The 21460-nt window shown below is 58.3% G+C and carries 22 protein-coding genes; 20 read left to right on the forward strand and 2 right to left on the reverse strand.

Annotation, left to right across the window (positions count from 1 at the left end; genetic code table 11):
- The first annotated feature begins 51 nt into the window (after positions 1 to 51).
- The 13 genes from OHL16_RS10105 (at position 52) to OHL16_RS10165 (ending at position 12047) form a co-directional block, all read left to right on the forward strand.
- A complete protein-coding gene (locus tag OHL16_RS10105; protein ID WP_263366997.1) occupies positions 52 to 1095 on the forward strand; it encodes a carboxypeptidase-like regulatory domain-containing protein in 1044 nt (347 codons plus the stop codon).
- A gap of 426 nt (positions 1096 to 1521) precedes the next feature.
- Positions 1522 to 2523, forward strand: coding sequence for a carboxypeptidase-like regulatory domain-containing protein (locus tag OHL16_RS10110; protein WP_263366998.1), 1002 nt, complete (start codon positions 1522 to 1524; stop codon positions 2521 to 2523).
- Positions 2524 to 2915: 392 nt separating this feature from the next.
- A complete protein-coding gene (locus tag OHL16_RS10115) occupies positions 2916 to 4475 on the forward strand; it encodes a YXWGXW repeat-containing protein (protein WP_263366999.1) in 1560 nt (519 codons plus the stop codon).
- Positions 4476 to 4665: 190 nt separating this feature from the next.
- Positions 4666 to 5190, forward strand: coding sequence for an SRPBCC family protein (locus OHL16_RS10120; protein WP_263367000.1), 525 nt, complete (start codon positions 4666 to 4668; stop codon positions 5188 to 5190).
- A gap of 45 nt (positions 5191 to 5235) precedes the next feature.
- A complete protein-coding gene (locus tag OHL16_RS10125) occupies positions 5236 to 5676 on the forward strand; it encodes a YciI family protein (protein WP_263367445.1) in 441 nt (146 codons plus the stop codon).
- Between the two features lie 151 nt (positions 5677 to 5827).
- A complete protein-coding gene (locus tag OHL16_RS10130; protein WP_263367001.1) occupies positions 5828 to 6241 on the forward strand; it encodes a VOC family protein in 414 nt (137 codons plus the stop codon).
- A gap of 62 nt (positions 6242 to 6303) precedes the next feature.
- Positions 6304 to 6714 (forward strand): VOC family protein, encoded by a 411-nt coding sequence (locus tag OHL16_RS10135; RefSeq protein WP_263367002.1) that lies wholly within the window; start codon positions 6304 to 6306, stop codon positions 6712 to 6714.
- Positions 6715 to 6757: 43 nt separating this feature from the next.
- The gene (locus OHL16_RS10140; RefSeq protein ID WP_263367003.1) at positions 6758 to 7165 is read left to right on the forward strand and encodes a YciI family protein; all 408 of its coding nucleotides are present in this window, start codon (positions 6758 to 6760) and stop codon (positions 7163 to 7165) included.
- A gap of 73 nt (positions 7166 to 7238) precedes the next feature.
- Positions 7239 to 7661: a YciI family protein gene (locus OHL16_RS10145; RefSeq protein ID WP_263367004.1), complete on the forward strand. Its 423-nt coding sequence runs from the start codon at positions 7239 to 7241 to the stop codon at positions 7659 to 7661.
- A gap of 44 nt (positions 7662 to 7705) precedes the next feature.
- Positions 7706 to 8971: an RNA polymerase sigma factor gene (locus OHL16_RS10150; protein ID WP_263367005.1), complete on the forward strand. Its 1266-nt coding sequence runs from the start codon at positions 7706 to 7708 to the stop codon at positions 8969 to 8971.
- A 93-nt stretch (positions 8972 to 9064) separates the two neighbouring features.
- Positions 9065 to 9193 (forward strand): hypothetical protein, encoded by a 129-nt coding sequence (locus OHL16_RS10155; protein WP_263367007.1) that lies wholly within the window; start codon positions 9065 to 9067, stop codon positions 9191 to 9193.
- A 33-nt stretch (positions 9194 to 9226) separates the two neighbouring features.
- Positions 9227 to 9493 (forward strand): hypothetical protein, encoded by a 267-nt coding sequence (locus OHL16_RS10160; RefSeq protein ID WP_263367008.1) that lies wholly within the window; start codon positions 9227 to 9229, stop codon positions 9491 to 9493.
- Positions 9494 to 9614: 121 nt separating this feature from the next.
- The gene (locus OHL16_RS10165) at positions 9615 to 12047 is read left to right on the forward strand and encodes a RelA/SpoT family protein (protein ID WP_263367009.1); all 2433 of its coding nucleotides are present in this window, start codon (positions 9615 to 9617) and stop codon (positions 12045 to 12047) included.
- 426 nt (positions 12048 to 12473) lie between these two features.
- On the opposite strand, the gene OHL16_RS10170 is transcribed toward OHL16_RS10165, so the two are convergent.
- A complete protein-coding gene (locus OHL16_RS10170; protein ID WP_263367010.1) occupies positions 12474 to 13043 on the reverse strand; it encodes a hypothetical protein in 570 nt (189 codons plus the stop codon).
- Positions 13044 to 13610: 567 nt separating this feature from the next.
- On the opposite strand from OHL16_RS10170, the gene OHL16_RS10175 reads away from it, so the two are divergent.
- Positions 13611 to 14027, forward strand: coding sequence for a Fic family protein (locus tag OHL16_RS10175; protein ID WP_263367011.1), 417 nt, complete (start codon positions 13611 to 13613; stop codon positions 14025 to 14027).
- A gap of 9 nt (positions 14028 to 14036) precedes the next feature.
- Here the strand turns inward: OHL16_RS10175 and OHL16_RS10180 are convergent, their stop codons facing one another.
- Positions 14037 to 14375: a hypothetical protein gene (locus OHL16_RS10180; RefSeq protein ID WP_263367012.1), complete on the reverse strand. Its 339-nt coding sequence runs from the start codon at positions 14373 to 14375 to the stop codon at positions 14037 to 14039.
- Between the two features lie 367 nt (positions 14376 to 14742).
- Between OHL16_RS10180 and OHL16_RS10185 the strand changes: the two genes are divergently transcribed.
- From OHL16_RS10185 to OHL16_RS10210, 6 genes are all read left to right on the forward strand, one after another.
- Positions 14743 to 15867, forward strand: coding sequence for a Fic family protein (locus OHL16_RS10185; protein WP_263367013.1), 1125 nt, complete (start codon positions 14743 to 14745; stop codon positions 15865 to 15867).
- 69 nt (positions 15868 to 15936) lie between these two features.
- Complete coding sequence (locus OHL16_RS10190) at positions 15937 to 17283, forward strand: multicopper oxidase family protein (protein ID WP_263367014.1); 1347 nt, start codon at positions 15937 to 15939, stop codon at positions 17281 to 17283.
- A gap of 7 nt (positions 17284 to 17290) precedes the next feature.
- Positions 17291 to 18118, forward strand: a complete 828-nt coding sequence (locus tag OHL16_RS10195) for a hypothetical protein (protein ID WP_263367015.1) — start codon at positions 17291 to 17293, stop codon at positions 18116 to 18118.
- A 58-nt stretch (positions 18119 to 18176) separates the two neighbouring features.
- A complete protein-coding gene (locus OHL16_RS10200) occupies positions 18177 to 19613 on the forward strand; it encodes a hypothetical protein (RefSeq protein WP_263367016.1) in 1437 nt (478 codons plus the stop codon).
- 155 nt (positions 19614 to 19768) lie between these two features.
- Positions 19769 to 20764, forward strand: a complete 996-nt coding sequence (locus OHL16_RS10205; protein WP_263367017.1) for a DUF2167 domain-containing protein — start codon at positions 19769 to 19771, stop codon at positions 20762 to 20764.
- Positions 20751 to 21353: a hypothetical protein gene (locus tag OHL16_RS10210; protein ID WP_263367018.1), complete on the forward strand. Its 603-nt coding sequence runs from the start codon at positions 20751 to 20753 to the stop codon at positions 21351 to 21353. The genes OHL16_RS10205 and OHL16_RS10210 overlap by 14 nt, the downstream gene beginning before the upstream one ends.
- Positions 21354 to 21460 lie beyond the last annotated feature (107 nt).

The raw sequence follows: 21460 nt of genomic DNA on the forward strand, positions 1-21460 counted from the left end.
AGCCTCGCTCAGGACAGGCTCTGAATCGTGACTTTAAAGGACAACCTCAAATTGACCCAGTTCCGTAAATGGACGTCGCTGGATTCATCTACGCGCTTCCGAATACTCCTCTTCAACCTTATTCTTTTTGCGGTTCCTATCGCTGCGCGCTGTCAACAGATGATCGCCGGGCCTGAGGCGCAGCGGGGAAGCATTTACGGCACGGTGACTGATGATGAGGGCGCCGGTATTCCTGCGGCAACCGTCAAAGTGGATGGACCAGCTTCGAGCGAATCTCACACGGTAACGGCGGATCAGACTGGATTTTTTGAGATTAACAATCTCAAGCCAGCGGTCTCTTACAAGGTCACTGTTAGCGAGAAGGGATTCTCAGATTGGACCTCCGCCCCTGTCGTGCTCACGCCTGGGCAGGCGTTCGCTCTGACTGATATCAAGCTCAAGATATCCGCGGTGATGACTACAGTAAGCGCAATCTCGGTCGAGCAACTCGCTACCGAGCAGGTTAAGGTAGCAGAGACGCAGCGTGTTTTTGGCATCATTCCCAACTTCTATGTTGCCTATGACGAGAACACCGTACCGCTTACGACGAAGCTGAAGTACGAGCTCGCCTTTAAGGCCGGAACGGATGCAGTCAGCATCGCTGGCGACGTAATCCTCGCAGGGATCTATCAGGCAGCTGACACTCCCGACTACCAGCAAGGTGCAAAGGGCTATGGTCAGCGCTTCGGTGCTGCCTATACAAGTAGCTTCTCCAATATTATGCTCGGCGGCGCTATTCTTCCTTCCCTTCTGCATCAGGATCCGCGCTACTTCTACCAGGGCACGGGAACAAAAAAATCTCGCGCGCTTCACGCGATGTCGAGTCCATTCCGATGCAAGGGAGACAACGGCCACTGGCAGGTCAATTATTCAAGCATGGGCGGCGACCTGATCTCGTCCTCTTTAACAAATCTCTACTTTCCTGAGAGCAATCGCGGACCGGGATTGGTCTTCTCCAACACTCTCGTCAATACCGGCGGCCGAGTCGCCAACGCTTTGCTACAGGAGTTCGTCCTGCGCAAGTTCACGTCCAATGCGAACAAGCAGAAAGATTGAGAGCAGGGAATTCAGCGAGTCCAGCAGCCAGGTCACGCGAAAGGCCCATTTATATCACCCGGGTTGTCCACGAAGGTAAGGACGCTCTTAGGAGAGCTTCTTCCTTTTTTTGCATCCCTGGACACCGGCGGGACGTCCTCGATGTCGATGCATTCTAATAAGGATGCGGGTGGCTCCTTTCAGGGGGACAGGCAGGTAGCCCGCGGAGTATGGTCGTGATAGCCTCGCGGTACGCCGCTTGTAGGGTGCGCGCGAAGATGCTGCCGCATCTAACTTTTTGGGGTAGTAGGGAACTGACCTCAGGGCTAAGAGTCGTTCATCGTTCATGTGCTCACGGCATTCTTCGGCTTCGCTCAGTGACAGGCTCTGAAGCCGTGGCCTTAAGCAAAACCTCATACCGTAGTGGGACGTCGCAGGAGTACATCTATGCGCCTCCGTAAACTCCTCATTAGCCTTATTGTTTGTGCCGTTCCGATCGCTGTGCGAGGTCAACCGATCGTCGGGCCTGAGCCGCAGCGCGGAAGCATCAACGGCATCGTGACTGATGTTGATGGCGCCGTTATTCCTGCGGCAATCGTCAAAGTGGATGAACCAGCTTCGAGCGATCCTTATACGGTTACAACGGATAAGACAGGATTTTTTGAGCTTAAGAATCTCAACCCGGCAGTTTCTTACAAGATCACTATTAGCGCAAAGGGATTCTCAGATTGGACCTCGCCCCCCGTCATCCTCAACCCTGGGCAGGCGTTCGCTCTGACTGATATCAAGCTCAAGATATCCGTGGTGGTGACTACAGTAAGCGCCGCCACGGTCGAGCAACTCGCTATCGAGCAGGCTAAGGTCGCAGAGACGCAGCGTGTTTTTGGCATCATTCCCAACTTCTATGTTGCCTATGACAAGAACACCGTACCGCTTACGACGAAGCTGAAGTACGAGCTCGCCTTTAAGGCCGGAACGGATGTAATCAGCATCGCCGGCGACCTATTCGTCGCAGGACTCGATCAAGCAGGTAACCACCACGACTACCAGCAAGGTGCAAAGGGCTATGGTCAGCGCTTCGGTGCTGCCTTTGCGGATAGCTTCTCCAATATTATGATCGGCGGCGCTGTTCTTCCTTCTCTTCTGCATCAGGACCCGCGCTACTTCTACCAAGGCACGGGAACGGGAAAATCTCGTGCGCTTCACGCGATGTCAAGTCCATTCAGATGCAAGGGAGACAATGGCCGCTGGCAGTTCAATTATTCAAGCATCGGCGGCGATCTGATCGCTTCCTCTTTAACAAATCTCTACTATCCAGAGAGCGAGCGCGGAGCGGGATTGGTCATCTACAGCACTCTCCTCAATACCGGCGGCCGAGTCGCCAACGCTTTGCTACAGGAGTTCGTCCTGCGCAAGTTCACGTCCAATGCGAACAAGCAGAAAGATTGAGAGCAGGGAATTCAGCGAGTCCAGCAGCCAGGTCACGCGAAAGGCCCATTTATATCACCCGGGTTGTCCACGAAGGTAAGGACGCTCTTAGGAGAGCTTCTTCCTTTTTTGCATCCCTGGACACCAACGGGACGTCCTCGATGTCGATGCGTTCTAATTCTGATAAGGATGCGGGAGGCTCTTTTCAGGGGGACAGGCAGGTAGTGTCGTGATAGCCTCGCGGTGCGCCGCTTGTGGGGTGCGCGCCAAGATGATGGCGATCATGGATTTGCGGGATTGATGGGGATGCCGGGCGCATCTTAGGGCGAAGTTTCGAGTTTACTAAGAAGCGGGCTGGCTGGGATAGACCGAGCTGAGCGGCCGGCGGAAGGGCACAGAAAGGGATACGCAGGATGGAAACGACACGGAACAAGGCGAAACTGCTTTATCGTTGGCAGGCCGCGGCGACGACCATATTGGTAGCAGGCGCCGTCTGGCTGGGAAGCCAATCGATGGCGGTGGCGCAGGTGCAGGACGATGCCGGGCCGGATCCGGCAGCGGTGAATATGGCTCCGGTGGACCCGAATGCGTCGACAGACCAGAGCATGCCAGCCCCGGCCGTGGACCAGGCTCCTCAGACATACCCGGAGGGGCAGCAGTCCCCGGCTCCCATTTATCGGAACGGGCAGGTAATCCAGAACGAGAGCCAGCAGCAGGCCGATGTCTACCAGCAGACGGGCCAGCAGCCGAACATGCCGCCCGACGATCAGCAAGGCTACGACGATCAGCAGGGCAACAATAACCAGCAGGGCGACGAGGATCAGCAGGGCCCGGATTACGGCAACGACCAGTCGGTCGATGCGGGGCAGGCTGCGCTCGAGACCGATCAACCTCCGCCGGCGTTGCCGGAGTATGAGCAGCCGGAGGCCCCGGCGCCGAACTATATGTGGACGCCAGGGTATTGGTACTGGTCGCCGTACGGTTACTACTGGGTTCCGGGAGCATGGGTGGTGGCTCCGTATTCGGGCGCACTGTGGACTCCGGGCTACTGGTACTGGGTGGGCGGACGGTACCGCTGGTACCACGGCTACTGGGGTCTGCACATCGGCTTCTATGGCGGCATTAACTACGGATGCGGCTATACCGGGTACGGCTACTACGGCGGCTACTGGCGCGGGAACAACTTCTACTACAACCGCACGGTGAACCGCGTCAACGTCACTCGGGTCACCAACGTCTACAACCGGACGGTGGTCGTGAACAACGTCACGCGTGTGTCGTACAACGGCGGCCGGGGAGGTCTCCAGGTGCAGCCGCGGCCGACGGAGCTGGCTGCGTTGCGGGAGACGAGAATTCCACCGATGAGCGCGCAGGTCCACAACCAGATCGCATCGGCGCAGAACCGGTCGCAGTTCTACTCGCAGAATCGCGGGCGTCCGGCGATGACGGTCTCGGCGAAGCCATTTGAGGCAGACCGGGGAATCATTCGTCCGGTGGCACGGCCGGTGCAACCCCAGGTTCAGCCTCGTCAGCAGGGGCAGTACCAGCAGCAGGCTCGCCCTCAGGTGCAGCCGCAAGGGCAATTCCAGCAGCCGGTGCGCCCGCAGTACCAGCAGCAGGATCGTCCGGAGGTTCGGCAACCGCAGCAACCGGTGCGTCCGCAGGGTCAGCAGCCACAATATCAACAGCAGGATCGTCCGGAGATAAGGCAGCCGCAGTACCAGCCGCCAGTGCGTCCGCAGCCGCAGCCACAGTATCAGCAGCAGGGTCGTCCGGAGGTACAGCAGCCGCAATACCAACAGGGTCGTCCGCAGCCGCAGCAGTGGCAGCAGCAACAGGTTCGTCCGCAGCCGCAGCCGCAGTACCAGCAGCAGGCGCACCCGGAGCCGCAGCAGCGGGCGGCTCCCCAGAGCCAGCCCAGACAGGAGAGCCGGCCTCAGCCGGAGGGTCATAGCGAACGGAACTTCCGGTAAGACTCGGGAAGACTTGGAGACGGAGGCGGCCCAGGCTGCCTCCGTTTTCTTTTTTGCGAAAAAAATAGATGCAGATTGCGCCATTTTGCGCGATGCTTGTCCGCACGGAGTCATGGTCTCGAAGCGATCGTGATACGTCCGCTATCCTCTCGGCCCATTAGGCTTGAACTTATTTCCTGAGAAGGCAGGCATGAAGACGATTCTTGTTGTGATTCTTGTTCTAGTCGTGACCATCTTGCTCTATGCAGCGACCAGGCCGGGGACTCTGGTTGTGCAGCGATCGATTACGATTCAGGCCACGCCAGAGAAGATCTATCCGATGATCAACGACTTCCACCAGTGGCAGGTCTGGTCGCCGTGGCAGAAGCTCGATCCGGCAATGCAGGTGAGCTTCAGCGGTCCCGATCGCGGCAAGGGTGCGGTGTATACGTGGGAAGGAAACAAGAAGGTGGGGCAGGGGCGGATGGAGATCACAGACAGCGCGCCTTCGAACCACGTGACGATCAAACTGGACTTCATCAAGCCGTTTGAGGGCCACAACGTGACGGAGTTCACCCTGGAGCCGGAGGGCGATACCACCAGCGTGAAATGGATGATGCAGGGTAAGAACAACTACTTGGCAAAGCTGATGGGCGTGTTCTTCAATATGGACAAGGCGATAGGGAAGGATTTTGAGACGGGTCTCAACAACCTGAAAGCTGCATCAGAGAAGTAGGGGCTTTTTCCAAGGCAGCTCTACGGAGGTATTGCTGTGCGATTTATGGTGATGCGGAAGATGGACAAAGAGCTTGAGTCCGGGGCGCTGCCCGGCAAAGAGCTGCTCGCCGCAATGGGACGCTACAACGACGAGATGCGTGCTGCGGGTGTTTTGCTCGATTGTGAATGGCTGACGCGGAGCTCGAAGGGCGCACGGGTCAACCTGAACCAGGGCAAGATGACAGTGACCGACGGGCCGTTTGCCGAGGTGAAGGAGATGATTGCTGGGTTCGTCCTTATGGAGGTGGGCTCGATGGAGGAGGCCATCGCATGGGCGAAGCGGTGTCCTGCGCTGACGGAGGGTGCGGAGATCGAGATCCGGCAGGTGACGGAGGCCTCTGACTTCCCCGCTGACCTCGCTGAAGAGCTGCGGAGCCATGCCTCGAAGCGAATCGCCGCTGACGCGAAAGTACTGGTGAGCGAGCGGGAGCTGGCAAGAGCCTGACCTAAATGGAAGTTAGAAGTCTCACGGGCGGTCCTTCGGGGCCGCCTCAATTTTTTTCAAAATAATCTGCAGGCCGTGTCGATTCTGCATGTCTTCGTTCGACGTATGGGTAGAAGGCAGTTGAAACAGCGAATCGAGGGAAAGACAGCTTATGAAACTACTCACATATCTGAACTATGGCGGCAACTGCGAGCAGGCATTCCGCTTCTACGAACAGCATCTTGGCGGCCAGATCACGATGATGATGCTCCAGGGCGAGAATCCGGCGGCTAAGGTCCCTCCGGAGCGCGCGAAAGATGTTCTGCACGCTCGCCTGTTGATTGGAGAGACGGAGTTGCTGGCGTCGGACGTTCCTCCTGAGGCGAACTTTCAGCCGATGCGAAGCGTGTATCTGTCGCTGAGCCTCGGCAGCACAGAGGAGGCGGAGCGTGTCTGGGCGCTGCTCTCCGATGGCGGTCAGATCTTTATGCCGTTTGGGGAGACGTTCTTCGCGTATCGGTTCGGAATGCTCAGAGACAAGTTCGGCACATCGTGGATGATCGCGCATGAGCGCCCGATGGCGTAGGTTCTGTACCGGATAGTTGCAGCCATAACAGTTATCAACCTTGTTGTAGTGGAGGCAAGACGATGCAGATCAATCCTTATCTGTACTTCGATGGCAACTGTGAAGAGGCGTTCAAGCTTTATGAGAAGGCGCTGGGAGGGAAGATCATGGCGATGTTACCGCATGAAGGGACTCCGGCGGAGCAGCATGTTCCCGCGGAGTGGAAGAAGAAGATCATGCACGCGCGGCTCGAGGTAGGCGGCGAGGCCATCATGGCGTCGGATGCGCCTCCGGGACATTATGCAAAGCCGCAAGGGTCTTCAGTCTCGGTGACGGTGAAGACCAAGGCCGATGCCGAGAAGGTCTTCAATGCGCTGGCCGAGGGCGGTTCGGTGACGATGCCGCTGGCGGCGACGTTCTGGTCGGTCGCGTTCGGCATGGTCACGGATAAGTACGGCGTGCCTTGGATGGTGAACTGCGAGCAGACGGCGTGAGATTTCAACCACAACGACAGAATCACGAGAAAAGGAGAGAGCGATGAGGTTTCTATGTTTGTATAAGCCTGCTGATGTCGCAAAGGCAGAGCAAGGCGGACCGCCGAGCCCTGCAGAGATGGAGAAGATGGGCAAGTACATCGAAGAGCAGATGAAGTCCGGCGCGCTGCTGGCGACTGAAGGATGTGCGCCTACACGGTTGGGAGCGAAGGTCCGGCTCGACAAGGGCAAGGTGACGGTGACAGATGGGCCGTTTGCCGAGGCCAAGGAGGTTGTTGCGGGCCTGGCGATTATTCAGGCCAAGTCGAAAGCGGAGGCGATTCTGGGGGCGCAGGATTTCATGAAGTTTGCGGGCGATGGAGAAGTAGAGATACGGCAGCTCCATGAGCGAGTGGATGGGGAGTGCCCGACGGAGGGTCCCACAGTGAGTGCTGGCAAATCGAACTTCTGATTTCGCCGACAACATGGACGTGGGTCGGTGTTGGGTCAGTGAACCGGCCCCCAAACATGAAAAGGAGAGGACGATGCGATTTCTGGTGATGGTGAAGGGGACGAAAGATTCGGAGAGCGGAGCGCTGCCTGATCCGAAGATTATGGCTGAGATGCATAAGTTCAACGAAGAACTGCTGAAGGCCGGGATCATGCTTGCTGCGGAGGGCTTGCATCCGAGTTCGAAGGGCGCGCGGGTGCGGTTTTCAGGCAAGCAGCGCGAGGTGATCGACGGGCCGTTTGCGGAGACGAAGGAATTGGTCGCGGGGTTCTGGCTGTGGCAGGTGAAGTCACTGGAGGAGGCGATTGAGTGGGTGAAGCGGTGTCCGAACCCGTTCAAGGTCGATTCGGAGATTGAGATACGGCAGGTCTACGAAGCGGCTGACTTCGCTGAAGTCTATCCGGAGATGGTGGAGAGGGAAGAGCTTAAGCGCGCTGAGCTGGCTGCGAGGAAATAGTCGACGGTTGCGTATGGGAAGCGAAGATGGTGTGATCGGTAGCTGTGACGGCTACCGATACCCATCGCGCGATCGAGGCTGTGTGGAGGATCGAGTCGGCGAAGGTGATTGCCGGAGTGGCGCGCATCGTGCGCGACGTGGGGCTCGCCGAGGAACTGGCGCAGGATGCGCTGGTAGCGGCGCTGGAGCAGTGGCCGAAGGCGGGAGTTCCCGAGAATCCGGGCGCGTGGTTGATGCAGGCGGCGAAGCACCGGGCGATCGATCTGTTGCGACGGAACAAGCGAATCGAGCAGAAACATGACGAGATTGGCCGCGAGCTTGAAGAGAAGCAGGAGCGTGCGGCGGAGGAGATTGAGGACGCGGCCGAGGACGACGTGGGCGATGATCTGCTGCGGCTGATCTTTACGGCGTGCCATCCGGTGCTCTCGGCGGAGGCGAGGGTGGCGCTGACGCTGCGGCTGCTGGGCGGACTGACGACGGATGAGATCGCGCGGGCGTACCTGGTTCCGGAGGCCACGGTGGCGCAGCGAATTGTGCGGGCCAAAAGAACTCTATCGGAGGCGAAGGTCCCGTTCGAGGTTCCGCGGGGCAGCGAGCTTGAGGCGCGGCTGGCCTCGGTGCTGCAGGTGATCTATCTGATCTTCAACGAAGGCTACTCGGCTACGGCCGGGGACGACTGGATGCGGCCGGGGCTGTGCGAGGACGCGGTGCGGCTGGGGAGGGTTCTGGCGGAGCTGGTTCCTCGTGAGCCGGAGGTGCACGGGCTGGTGGCGCTGATGGAGATTCAGGCGTCGCGGGCCGGCGCAAGGACCGGGCCGGGCGGCGAGCCGGTGTTGCTGCTGGAGCAGAACCGGGTGCTGTGGGACAGGTTGCTGATTCGACGCGGGTTGGCGGCGCTGGAGCGGGCCCGAGATCTCATCGGTGTGCCGGGGCCATACCTGTTGCAGGCGGAGATCGCGGCCTGCCACGCGCGCGCCCTGACGGCGGAGCAGACGGACTGGCGGCGGATCGTCATGCTTTATAGCGGTCTGGCGCAGTTGATGCCCTCCCCGGTGGTGGAGCTGAACCGGGCGGTCGCGGTCTCGATGGCGTATGGGCCGGAGGCCGGGCTGGAACTGGTGGATGCGCTGAAGGATGAGCCGTCGCTGAAGAGCTATCACCTTCTGCCCAGCGTCCGGGGCGACCTGCTGGCGAAGGTTGGGCGCGTGGCAGAGGCGCGGGCGGAGTTTGAGCGGGCGGCTTCACTGACGCGGAATGCGCGAGAGCGGACGCTGCTGCTGGGACGGGCGAAAAAGCAGACGGACCAGTGACTTCACGCTCCTCCGCGTGGCCACTGAGTACTGCAGGAGCGGGTGGCTGGAATTTATACCCCTGATGGGTCTATAACGGAGGCGCAGCTCGCCTTGGCTCGCAATCTCATTGAGCTTGTCTGGGACACGGGCAAGGAATGGTCGACCTTCCGCGTCGAGTACGAGGATGCAGAGTGCGATGTGCCGGTATACGCATCGGTACGGGGCATCGGTACAGATTGAGTAGACCGACGCATGAGCTGGTCTGGAGGTTTTATGGCAGTCTTCCGCTGCAAGCTTTCCCGTAAGGATCAGACCCAGCGGCTCATCGTTTCTTGCGACGTCATCGGCGAAGAGCATGGGTATGAGACTCGTGAGCGAGAGTTCGATAACGAGTCGCAAGCCGCGACGGCTCTCTCTCAAGCCGGAATCCGTTTCGATCCCATCCCCAAAGATGCAGGCCCGGGTTGGTCCCGCTCCTTCGAGATCAGCCACAACGAGGCTCAGAAGCTGGATGTGCTCCACGTCGACAGTACGGAATAGCTCCGAAGGTCGGATCTCATTCCAACCCATGCCGCGATGAGGCTGCGGCATGGATGGGGCACCCGGGCTGCCCGCGTAAGTTCAGGCTGGAGCGCGATAAGCGCGCGGCCTATAATAGGCTATGGCATTCGCTAACCCGGCCTCTCCCCGGGTCGGCCCTAAGCCAGAGCCTCACATTCATCCCAAGGGCCAACCGGAGAAACCCGCCCGCAGTGCGGACGTCGAGCCACACCCGGCTCCGTCTGGCAAGCCTCCGGCTGCCCCGCCGGAGGTGCAGGCTGCCGCTGTTCCAGCAGAGGAGTCAGCAGGGTCGCACCTCGCGGGGATCGCGGCGGACGAGGTCAGGATCATCGACGAAAAGTTTCAGAAGCTGCTTGAAACGGTCCATGCAAACCGGCCTGCGGATGATCTGGGGATCATCCGGAAGGCGTGGGAGTTCTGCCTGCAGCAGCATGAGGGACAGAAGCGGGCGAGCGGCGAGCCGTATGTGATCCACCCGCTTGAGGTGGGCCAGGTTCTGGCCGAGCTGAAGATGGACTCGACGGCGATCGCGGCGGGCCTTTTGCATGATGCGGTCGAGGACACGGACGTCAGCTCGGAGGAGATCGGGAAGCGGTTCGGGGAGCAGGTGGCGCACATCGTCGAGGGCGTCACCAAGCTGGACAAGATCAAGTTTGCGAACCGTGAAGACCATCAGGCGGAGAACATCCGCAAGATGCTGCTGGCGATGGTGACTGATGTTCGCGTCGTCATCATCAAGCTGGCCGATCGGCTGCACAACATGCGGACGCTCGAGCACCTGAAGCCTGAGAAGCAGCAGAAGATCGCACGCGAGACGCTGGACATCTTCGCTCCGCTGGCGCACCGGCTGGGCATGGGTAAGCTGCGCGGCGAGCTTGAGGACCTGGCGTTCCGCTACGTCGATCCATTCGCGTATGAGCAGGTTTCGAACGAAGTCGACTCGCTGCGGGCGGCAGGCGAGGAGTTCCTGAAGAGGATCGTCGCCCAGCTTGAGGCGAAGCTGAAGGAGTTCAAGATTCACGGCAGGGTGGAGTGGCGCATCAAGCGGCTCTACTCAATCCAGCAGAAGCTGCAGGACCAGAAGATTCCGGTGAACCAGGTCTTCGACCTGCTGGCGGTGCGAGTGATCACGGAATCAGTGCAGGACTGCTATGCGCTGCTGGGGCTGCTGCACTCGATCTGGCGGCCGGTTCCGGGGCGCATCAAGGACTTTATCGCGATGCCGCGGCCGAACCTCTACCAGTCACTGCACACGACGCTGATCGCAGAGGGTGGGCATCAGTTCGAGGTGCAGATTCGCACCGAGGACATGCACCGCGTCGCCGAGGAGGGAATCGCGGCGCACTGGAAGTACAAGGCCTCGGACAACGTGAGCGCCAAGGACGAGCAACGCCTCGCGTGGGTGCGGCAGCTGATGGAGTGGCAGCGCGAGATGTCCGACCCCAACGAGTTCATGTCGACGCTGAAGATCGACCTGTACCCGGAGGAGGTCTACACCTTCACGCCGAAGGGCAAGGTGGTCGTTCTTCCCAAGGACGCAAGCCCCATCGACTTCGCTTACGCGATCCACACCGAGGTTGGCAACACGACGGTGGGCGCGAAGGTGAACGGCAGGATCGTTCCGCTGCGGACAAGGCTGAAGAACGGCGACATCGTCGAGATCGCGACGCAGGCGGGACACACACCCAGCCGCGACTGGCTGAGCTTCACCAAGAGCTCGAAGGCGCGCAACAAGATCAAGCACTGGCTGAATGAGCACCAGCGGCAGCGGGCGCTCGAGATCGGCCGCAAGCTGCTGGAGCGCGAGGCGCGCAGATACAAGCTCTCGCTGAACAAGTTCGCGACGGCGGACTTTGACAGGGTCGCGGCGCACTACGGGCTGAGCAGCGAGACGGAGCTACTGTCCGGAGTGGGCTTCGGCAAGTACTCGGCGCGTCAGGTGCTCAACCAACTGGAGCCCGGCTCGACGGCGGCACCAGAGGCCCCTGCAGGCGGGGCTCCGGTGGGCAATACCGTCGGGCAGATGTCGGAAGCGGTGAAGCGGGTCTACTTCGGCAAGGGGTCGGACTCGCTGCAGGTGGAGGGGCAGGACGATCTGCTGGTGTATCGCGCGCGATGTTGCAATCCGATTCGCGGCGAGGAGATTATCGGCTACGTGACGCGGGGCAAGGGCGTCGCGGTGCATGCGCGAAGCTGTCCGAATGTGCAGAACCTGCTGTATGAGTCGGACCGGAGGATTCAGGTGGAGTGGGCCCCGATGCATGCGGCGGATGGTGCCGCGAAGGCGCAGACGTATCCGGTGAAGCTGACGGTGCTCTGCGACGACCGCACGGGAATGCTGAAGGAGTTCACGGCGATCATCTCGGATGACGGGACGAACATTCGCAGCGTGGACTCGAAGCCCGCTCCGGATGCGACGGCGGTGGTGGACTTCGTGATCGAGACGCTGGACCTGCGGCACCTGAACCGCCTGGTGGAGCGGTTGCGGCGGGTTCCGGGGGTGCGAGACGTGCAGCGGGTGCAGAAGATCTGATTCGTTGTTGGTTGTTAGTTGCTGGTTGCTGGTTGACTCCCCCCTCCCCCCCCCATTTTGTGCAAAATATTCAAAACAGACACTTTAGGTCTGGACTTCGTACGCAATTGGCATGCCGAACCCGTAAAATCAAAGGAATTCGGGATGGCGGGTGTGCAAGGTATTCAAAATACGGTTGTTGGTCGCTGGTAGTTAGTGTCAGTTGATTAAAAAGAAAAAGCCCTGGTTAATCCGGGGCTTTTCTCTGTTTCTATTTTATCGGATTGAGGGGAACTACTATGCCATTTTGTTCAAGTTTATTTCGCTGCGTAAGTTGCCGTTTTTGTGTTGTTTGCAGGGGGATGAGCGGTTTTTACACAGGTTAGGGGTCTTGACAGTTTTTGGCCCCAAAGTGGCATCGTCCCACATTTGAGAAGCGATGTTGGGCTACGCGTGCTGTAAGGTCAAGTGACGTTTCGCCTCAGTCCTGTATGCCTCTGTTTCAATAACACCGGTAAGTTCTTTCTTTGTTTTTTCGGGATGCCATAGACCCAAAAGTTGGGCTATCCCGAAAGCAGCAGCAATCAGCATGAATAATATCGATGAAAACGCAATGTAAAGAAAAATCGCATCGCGCAACTCATTCATAAGCTTGTACAGCTTCTCCTGAGCCTCTGGATCAGTACGGCTGATCTTCAGCGTGATTTGTTGCGAGAGGTTGCCATGGTCGGGCTCTTTTTTAGCTTTGTCTTGCTCTATTCGAGATAACGCATATGTGACCAGTGTGACTCTATGTGCAAATCGTAGCAGCCCACAAAGAAGCGTCTCTAAGGTGCGATATGTATCGCTGTTGAAAGAAAGCTTTCCATCCACCCCAAGTTGGAACAACTGGAAACGCAACTCGAACAGGCGCTCGCGATAAGCGTCCAGAACCAGCGGCTTTATTCCTAAGCTCCAAACCAACCAAATGGCGCATGCGGCTGACACCCAGCTCATTAGATAAATAGGGCTCTGCATTCACATGTCCTCCGGGCGGGTCTCGCCCTTCTTACTTAGACTGCTGGATCTTCGACTAGGGTCAATTTTCTTTTGCATCTCAGAACTCTCGCTTGCAATCCGCTTTGTATGACTTTTGCGGAGTTTTCGTTCGCCCGCGGCCCATACTGAACAAACTCCCGCAAGCCCCCAGGGTGCGACAAAAGCAAACCACTTATTAGCGGAAAAATTGGCTATTGCGTTGAACTTTAAATCGGCTAACGTCTGCCGACCCGCTAGTTCACGAATCGTTAAATAAACACATACACAAAAAGTAAGCACACACAGAAAACGAACGAATCCTTGCCAAACTGCGTTCAGCGTATGCAATACCTGCATTTTGTACTGATGATTCAGTTCCCGATCGCTTACCGCCATTTCTCAGAAGTGTATACGCAAGCACATATTTAGGTGAGGAAAACTGACACTTACTGAGAAATCGTTAACCTAAATGGTAACTCCTAAAAATAGAAACAAGGGGGTTATGGCAATGGGCGCATTGGACGGGCGATCTCAGAGAAGGCAATCGGGCAGAGCTTCGAGCAGCCTGTGATTGTCGCTCTGGCTACGACGATACTCGCGCATCGCAAGAACTATTACGAGGCCCTGGAGCAAACAAACAAAGGCAACGAAGTCACAGGCTGGCTGACATGGTTTGCCGGTATCGCGATCGAGGCTCAGCAGAGGACGATCGCCCAAGTGGAGTTCCTGGTCGAGAAGACGAAGCTGCTCGACCGCCTGCGTGGCCAGATCAATGCCAGACAGGAAAAGGCCCTGCTGAGGATACTGAGGGAGGGTCAAAATGGGTTCAAAGGCGGGCTGAGCGCCGGCAACTACAGCACGATTGCCGGCACTTCGCCCGCCACGACGACGCGCGATCTGGTCGATCTGGTCGAGAAGGGCGCGTTGCTCCGAACGGGGGAGTTGAGGCATGCGCGCTATTCACTGAATCTGCCAAGGCGATAGAGCGATAAATTAGCGCGGAGGATTCTCGCGCTCCTCACGCTCGCGCTTCTTTACGTCCTTATCTTTGCGGACCTTATTGGCGACGGCTCCGCCGCCTGCTCCGAGGGCTCCGCCGATGATGGCGCCCTTGCCTCCTCCGGCAAGCCCGCCAATAACGGCTCCGCCAGCAGCAGAGCCACCGATTATTTTGGCTCCGGTGTGGTGCCGCTTGTCGTGGGCGTTTTGCTCGCGGACCGCACGGTCGTGCGCGGCCTGAGAGGTTTCCCTGTCCTGCTGGGCCAATGCTGAGGCCGGCAGGCTGAGGATGCCGGTCAGAGCGATGAGAGCTGCCGAGTGTCGGATTTTCATGCCTTCCTCCTTTTGCTTTTGCCTGTTAATTGGACAGGAGGGCGATGACGATGGTTCGCCTGGAGGGCGAAGATACATTTGTGTCGATTGAAGAATGGTTGCCTGGATCTGCGGATTTTATCTGCGGATTTTAATGGATGGGCTGGGTAAGAAGCTGCGCTGAAAGCACATAGTGACACATAAATCCAGGGAGCGAGACGTGGACCCGCGGCGCCTGAACCGCCCGGTGGAGCGGCTGCGGCGGGTTGGGGGGACGTGCAGCGAAGATCTGATTCTGTAGGTGAAGGATGGAGATGATCGATAAAAAGCATCGCTATCGATCAAATTGTGTGGTTATTATGATCGATAGGAGAGGTTTCTATCGATCATGCCCACGAACTTGCTCTGGAACTGGCAAAAAGGGGATTGGCAGGAGTTTACGTGGGACCGCTCCAGAATGGCTCCGGCGGAAGAGCGGTTTCTTGTCAGTGCGGGCATTCTCATTGGAACCGTAAGGCATCTTGGTGAGGAGCAGCAGGACCAGCTTCGCGTAGAGACGATGAGCGGCGAGGCCGTGACGACGTCGGAGATCGAGGGCGAGATCCTGAACCGGGCAAGCGTTCAGTCGTCGATTCAGCGGCAGCTTGGCTTGAAGGACGAGAGGCGCAGTGCAACCGCGGCCGAGCAGGGCATCGCCGAGATGATGGTCGATCTATGCCGCAGTTTCTCTGAGCCTCTCTCGGGGAAGACGCTGTTTCGCTGGCACAGGATGATGGCGGGCGGCAGAAAGGATCTCAGCGAGATCGGACGCTATCGCCTGAGCCCGGAGCCAATGCAGATTGTCTCCGGTGTGGCCGGCGCGCCCAGGGTGCACTTTGAGGCGCCGCCCTCGAAGCAGGTTCCTTCGGAGATGCGACGCTTTCTGGCATGGTTCAACCGCACGTCGCCGCGAGGCGACAGGTCTCTCCCTGCGCTCACCAGGGCCGGCCTGGCGCATCTGTACTTCGAGTCGATCCATCCGTTTCAGGATGGCAACGGCCGCATTGGACGGGCGATCTCAGAGAAGGCGATTGGAGAGAGCTTCGGGCAGCCTGTCCTCATTGCTTTAGCGGCCACGATACTCGCGCATCGCAAGGGGTATTACGATGCACTGGAGCAGGCAAACAAGAGCAATGAGACCACGGACTGGCTGGCTTGGTTTGCCGAGATCGCCGTTGAGGCCCAGCAGCGAACGATCGCCCAAGTGGAGTTCCTCATCGAGAAGACGAAGCTGCTGGACCGGCTGCGAGACCAGATCAACGCGAGACAGCAGAAGGCGCTGCTGCGGATGCTGCGGGAGGGCCCGGATGGGTTCAAGGGCGGGTTGAGTGCGAGCAACTACAGCACGATCACCGGGGCTTCTACGGCGACGACGACGCGCGATCTGGTTGATCTTGTGAACAAGGGAGCACTGGTTCGCATCGGCGAACTCAAGCATGCACGATACGAGTTGAATCTACCGAAGAGGTCTTAAGACCTGGTTAAGGGTCTGGCGTTAAGATCAGGTGTGGTCACTCGGCGAAGACTTCTGAAGCTCTCTGGCGTGGCGGCGGCAGCAACGATGTTGCCGAGGGGAGCCTTTTCGCTGGCGGAAGCAGACTACACGGTCGAGATTGAGTCAGATTTCTCACTCGACATTGCTCCATTTTTACTTGAGGTTTCGCCTCGGCGCTTCATCAAGACGCTTGCGTACAACCAGCAGGTTCCGGGGCCGCTGCTGCGGTTGAAGGAGGGCGTGCCGGTTACGGTCGATGTGACGAACCACAGCGGCAACGACGAGATTGTGCACTGGCATGGGCTGTTTCTTCCGTCGGATGTGGATGGCGCGATGGAAGAGGGAACGCCGCATGTCGCTCCAGGCGGGAAGGCGCGATATACGTATACGCCGCGGCCTGCGGGGTTTCGCTGGTACCACACGCATACGTCTGCGGGCAGCGATTTCAGGAAGGGGCAGTACACGGGACAGCATGGATTTCTGATGATCGAACCGCGCGAGAATGTGGCGCGGTACGATCAGGAGTTTTTTCTCGGGCTGCATGATTGGGGTGCGAGCCTCGCCGGCGGGGGCGATGGATCGATGAGTCCCGCGTATGACGTCTCTACCATCAACGGGCGCACGCTGGGGTTTGGCGAGCCGCTGCGGGTGAAAGAGGGCGAGCGCGTGCTGCTGCATGTCCTCAACAGCAGCGCGACGGAGCCGCACTGGATTGCGTTCGCGGGGCATTCGATGCGCGTGGTCGCTCTGGATGGGAATGCTGTCCCGCAGCCGAAGGTGGTGCCGATGCTGCGGCTTTCACCGGCAGAGCGCGTGTGCGTCGAGGTCGAGATGAACAATCCGGGCGTGTGGGTGCTGGGCGAGGTTCGCAAACACGTGATGGCCGCGGGGATGGGCGCCGTGGTGGAGTATGCGGGCCGCAGCGGCAAGCCGCAGTGGCAGCAGCCGAACGATCTTGTGTGGGACTATTTGCAGTTCGGGCTGCAGTTCGGCACTGCGAAGGATGCGGCCTCGGGGGATGCGAAGGCGGTTGAGGTTCCGCTGGTGTTTGAGTCGAAGTTTGCCGGGCATGGTGCGATGGACAAATGGATGATCAACGGCAAGTCGTTTCCGAATACCGACACGATCACGCTGACCGAGGGGCAGCGGTACCGGCTGGTCTTCAAGAACAAAAGCACGGACGATCATCCTGTGCATCTGCATCGGCATACGTTTGAGCTGAAGCGGATGGCCGGGCATGAGACGCGAGGGATTCGCAAGGACACGGTTCTGGTTGCGGCAGGGACTCAGTCGGAGGTGGAGTTTACGGCGGACCATCCGGGGCTGACGCTCTTCCACTGTCATCAACAGGACCACATGGACATGGGTTTCATGATGCTCTTTCGATATGCGTGAGGTTGAGATGAGTCTGCAACGGCTCGCGCCGCGTCTATTCTCTATGCGTCTGGCTTCGTTTCTTGTTGCGCTTTTCCTGCTTGCCTCACTTCCCGCGCTCGCCCAGGGCAACTATGAGATCCAGGTGTATGGAGCGGACACGGTTGCTCCAAAGACGACGATGGTTGAGTTGCACTCGAACTTCACGCCTGAGGGGCAGAAGTATGTCGTCGATGGCGTCTATCCGACGAACCATCAGCTGCACGAGACGCTGGAGATTACGCAGGGGCTGACGAGTTGGTCGGAGGTAGGCTTCTACGTCTTCACGAGCTGGCAGGACGGCCACGGAGTGCAGTGGGTGGGTGATCACATACGCCCGCGGGTGCGGGCTCCGGACTCGTGGCACTGGCCTGTGGGAGTGAGCCTCTCGACGGAGATCGGGTATCAGCGGGCGGCGTATTCGCCGGACACGTGGACGTGGGAGATTCGGCCTATCGTCGATAAGTCGATCGGCCGATGGTACTTCTCGGTGAATCCGGCGCTGGAGCGGACGTGGCACGGGCCGGATGTGAAGCTGGGGGTCGCGTTCGCCCCGGGAGTGAAGGTGGGGTACGACTTCTCGAAGAAGATCAGCGGCGGCGTGGAGTACTACGCAGACTACGGACGGCTGGGGGCGTTCGATTCGCTGCACAACCAGCAGCAGCAGATCTTCGCCGTGACCGACCTGAATGTCTCGCCGAAGTGGGAGATCAACTTCGGCGTAGGTGTGGGGCCTACGGCGGGGACGGACCATTTGATTGTGAAGGGGATCATCGGGCGGCGGTTCAGCTGGGGGAAGCGGTCGCCGGTGGAGTAGGGTATTGCCTGCGACAAATTGCCTGCTATGCTCGTCCTTCAGGTGCTGAGGACTCCGCGTGCTGCGAGGGTTGCGCTGGCTGAGATGGGAGAGGTGGCGGGAGGCTCCGGAGGCGGACGAGGCCGGCGCGAGGCCGTTTGTGCGCGGCGCGATGTTGGCGGGGCTGGTGGCGGTGATGCTGCTGTGCCTGTTCTTCCCAGTGCCACGGTTGGGATCGCTTCCTCCCAGGAAGCTGCTGGTGATTGCGGGTGGGTTGTTGTTCGATGCGATTGCGGTGTCGGTGCTGGTGGCGCTGGCGGTCCTCGGGATGAGGTCAGTGTTATCGAAGGGACCGTTGCGGGTGTCGGGGATGACGCTGCGGGCTACGTGGGTGACGGCGATCTGGGTGCCGGCGTGGATATTCGCTCTGTGGACGCCTTCGCTGGTGACGGTGCTCGCGGGATGCTTTCTAATGGCGACAGGAGCGCTTTATCTACGGCGATATGAGGGGGATGCTGCAGACGCGGGGTTCTCGCTGGCGGCGAGGCGTGAGGAGAGCCGCGGGCTGCTGACGTATCCGTTTCAGTTCGATTCGGAGTTGTGGCCGAAGGTGCTGCTGCCTTCGCTTGGGCTGGCATTGCTGGTGGAGCTAACGGCGACAGTGGCGGCGATGAGCTCGTTTCGGTGGGCGTCGCTGCTTGCGGGCATGTGCGTGACGCTGTTGGTGTGGAGGGCGAGGAGCGGTGGAAGTGGTGAGGCTTCGAACAAGCGTGCGGTTGGCGCGTTGGCGCTGGCGTTCGTATCCACACTGGTGGTGCTGCTGCCATATTTGAGGAACCCGCCGCTTTCGAGGGCGATAACTCCGATGCTGAAGGAGAGCGGGACTCCGGCGAGTCGAGGGGCGGCGGGAACGGATGATGGGTATTCGGGGATCATTCTGCTCACGCCGAAGGAGGAGCACAAGAAGATCGAGCTGCCGGTGAGGAAGGAGGAGGCCACGGTTTTTACAGGGCGGCTGCCGCAGGCGATCGAGATTCCGTTCGATGGGGCTTACTGGTACTTCAAGTCTCCGGATAAGAGGCCGAGGCCGACGGCTCGGGTGGTACAGGGGAGCTCGTTGAAGGCGACGGTACGGTCGACGGACTGGTATCCGCTGCTGATGGAGGCTCACCAGAGACTGGATCCGCCGATGGACCTGAGTTGCTGCGGCGGGATCGACATTGTGGTGCAGAATGCAGACAAGCGAGAAGGAGCGATTGCGCTGGAGCTGTGGGTGAAGGGTAAGGGAACGCCGGATTCGAGAGGCTACTACCTGGGATCGGCGTCCATGCAGTCGCGCCAGACGCCGGCAGGTGCGCGGGGCGATACTCCGGTGGAGGAGCGGCTTTCGTATGTAGTGCCTAGCCGGATGGAGGGTGTGAAGTTCGATGAGATTACGGTGGTGGTGCGGTCGGCTCCGGCGCGTTGGCGGGAGGGGGCGAAGATCGGGATAAAGAAGTTTGTGCTTGAGCCGTGAGAACTCATGAGAAATCGGCACACTCACTTAGGCTGAGCCACTTTTGAACCGCGGAGCAGTCAAGGATGCTTATGGCTCCGCATTCAGGAAGAATTATGTACACGTTCTGCACAATTTCGTTGTAGTGTCATAGGGACTCAAGTACGGGGACATTGATGAAACTACACTTGCGGTTTTCTTGGGTTGTTTTCTGCTTCTCGTTAGTGATTTTGCTCTTTACTCCTTTTGGGCACAAAGCACTTGCGTTCGATGATCCAAAGTCGGATGCTCCAACTGGTATCGAGTGGCACAAGGGGCCTTATCAAGCACATTTGGGGCAAGTCGCCGAAATTAAAATCCCTGAGGGATATGCCTTCACTGACAGTGCCGGCACCCGGCGATTCATGGAGTTGACGCATAATCCGTCTTCCAGTGGTGAACTGGGTCTAATCATTCCGATTAGCAAAGAGGATGATTCGAAGGGCAGCTGGTTTTTGATATTTGACTTCGATGAAGTTGGATACATCTCCGATAGCGAAAAGTCGTCGCTTGATGCGGACAAAATACTGGCTTCGCTAAAAGCAAATACCGAAAGAGGCAATGAGTTTCGGAGAGAGAAAGGTTGGGCGGCATTTCATCTTACGGGATGGCAGCAGCCGCCCTTTTACGAAGAGAAAACTCACAACCTTACTTGGGCAACGCTTGGAAATGGAGAGGATGATAAGGAGGGCAAGACTGTTAACTACTCAACGCGCATCCTAGGACGGCGCGGTGCGATGAGTGTCGACCTGGTCCTAGATCCGTCACAGCTTGACCAAGTTCTTCCTGCATATCAGCAGCTCTTGAACGGCTTTAGCTTTTCTGCCGGAAGCCGGTATTCCGAGTTCGTAAAAGGCGACAAAGTAGCGAGCTATGGGTTGACAGCACTCATTGCCGGTGGTGCGGCTGCCGCTGTGGTGAAGACTGGCCTGTTGTCCAAACTTTTGGCTGGCATTGCTGCTTTGTGGAAGTTCATCCTAGTAGGTCTTGTGGCGCTAGGCAGCGCAATAAAGAGATTCTTCTCAAATTTGAAACAACGTATCCTTGGAAAGGATGCCAATTCGTCAATTGCTGCCAATCAACAGGAAATCAGCTCTGGCACGATAAGTTCCGATCACGATGACTCGTATTGATATCGACCTTATCGTCGCGATCTACGCGATGTACGGTTACGAGTGTGTCCATTGGCTCAAAGAAGAAGATATTGCCTTTAGTCGTTCGTTGTTAGGTGGATGGAAGGAGTGGAAACATACTTCTTTGAGCTTCACCTTGCTTCGCCGCCTTCCATGTGTTTCAAATCCCCTACCGTTCGTACCAGGGTTTGTCGTTCTCAAACAAGGATCGATTTCAGATCAAGTTATCGGTTCAACTTTGTCGCGTCTTGATCGATTCTCGGCGCGGTATCTGAGATCGTTACGCGTGATGGTGTTTGCCCAAAGTGCAACGATGCTCGTTCTTGTTCCGGCAATCATCGCGCTACAAATGTTGAGTTTTTTATGGCTTCCGTTGCTGGCCCTGATTGTTACGTTCCATGTAGCTATTCTGTGTTTCTTTGTTCGTAGTCTTAGATCGTGTGAACGAGATGGGCGTCGACTTCTTACGGACGCGCTTCCAATCTGTCTGAATCCAATAGCGGCCATTCGAAGCACAGATATGCTTCTTCAAAGGCTCTTTTTTTCACTCTTGGCGAGAGGCGCCAAATTCAAATGTTGCGTAGAATGAAGGGCCGATGTATCCTCAAAGACAAGATGATTATCTCCTCCAGCCGATTTATCAGCTTTATTTACCGCTACTGGCGCACGGTAGCGGCATCGGCGGAGTAGGTTCCT

The sequence above is a fragment of the Edaphobacter bradus genome (assembly GCF_025685645.1).
Classification (GTDB): domain Bacteria; phylum Acidobacteriota; class Terriglobia; order Terriglobales; family Acidobacteriaceae; genus Edaphobacter; species Edaphobacter bradus.